Source organism: Gelidibacter salicanalis, from assembly GCF_016469035.1.
Classification (GTDB): domain Bacteria; phylum Bacteroidota; class Bacteroidia; order Flavobacteriales; family Flavobacteriaceae; genus Gelidibacter; species Gelidibacter salicanalis_A.
In genome coordinates this window covers 1-1,302 of the sequence record NZ_JAEHJZ010000090.1, presented here as the reverse complement: position 1 = coordinate 1,302, position 1,302 = coordinate 1, and the positions used below count along the sequence as shown (strand labels likewise).

Annotated in this window: 1 protein-coding gene; it reads right to left on the bottom strand. The window is 45.6% G+C overall.

The features are described 5' to 3' along the window. Positions 1-10 precede the first annotated feature (10 nt). Positions 11-1,302 (bottom strand): IS5 family transposase (locus tag JEM65_RS20880; protein ID WP_233530772.1); only part of this gene is annotated, 1,292 nt, incomplete at its 5' end.

The window sequence follows — 1,302 nt, the reverse complement described above, 5'->3', positions numbered from 1 at the left end:
GGCTTTATGATTAATCAGGCTTACTAAATGCTAATTGATTTTCATTTGGTTCTGAGTCGAGCATATTTTTGAGGTAAAAATAAAGCCAAAGCACGGTTTCTTTTAGCTTTACCATCAGCTTCTTGAAGTTAAATCCTGCTGCCGCCATTATAAAGTTGATGCTGTCACCGATTTGCCCCTTTAGAAAGTTCCTTGCTGCTCTATGGTCTGATTTAAGGTGTCCGATAACTGGTTCTATTGCTGCTCTTCTTCTAAAGTGTTTTCTCTTTTTCCGTTTTTGGTAAGCACTGTCTTTTTTCAAAGGAGGCTTGGGAATATTTATTTGTGTCATCCCTACGGTCTGTTTCCCCTTATAGCCCCTATCCACACTGGCTGTCTTGGGTTCTTTTCCAGTTAGACTGTAAGCTTGGGCAAGCACATCCTCTAGGGTATGGCCGTCGTACACGTTGGTTTTAAAGGTCATGGCTCCTATGATTACACCCGTTTTCTGGGTAAGCACCACTGAAGCCTTGTTTCCGAACTCATACTTCTTATGTGCTTTGCCCTTGCTCATGCAATAGACCTCTGGCTCATGCAGGCTATAAATTTTGTCCTTGTCGTTTTTATGTTGGTCAAGTACTTTTTTAAAGAGCTCCAGTTCGCTGGCACAGGCTCCCTCAGGCAACTCGCGTTCAAGTTCTCTGATCAGGCGTCCGGCAATGGTCTTCAGCTTACGCTTTGCAACATTGGCCTTCTTCCTTCTTTTGGGATGTGTACCGTTATAGGTATCCCTGACCAATTCCTTTGCGGTACGCTTGTAGCTCCTGCGCGGAACAATCCCATACCTCTTTGCTATTTTAGCACATTTGTCAATGATCTTTTTGTGCAGTTTGGCATCAGTTGGATAAGTGATGTTTTTCTCCTGGGCAGTAGTGTCAATGCTTACGTGTGGATCCAGGGCATCCTTGCCATGGCTGTCTATGGAATGCTTGAATATTTTTTCCACGCCCTGTTCCCCTATGCGCTGTCTGAAATGCACCAGATCGCTCGCCGCACAGGGCTGTCCCCACTGCTGGAGGGACAGCCCTCCGAAGTATTGGAAATAAACGTTCATTTCCCAATGGCGTTCCACTAGCATCTCATCGGACAGATTGTAGACGGCCTTCAGGATCAACAAGGATGTCATCAGCCGTATTGGATGCGCAGGACGACCTCTGTCCGAATACAACGGTGCGAATTCCTTTTCGAAATAATCCCAATCGATGGCATCTGCCAAAAGATAGAGCTCGTTCTTGGGGTTAAGTTGTTCCTTTAAGGTGGGGG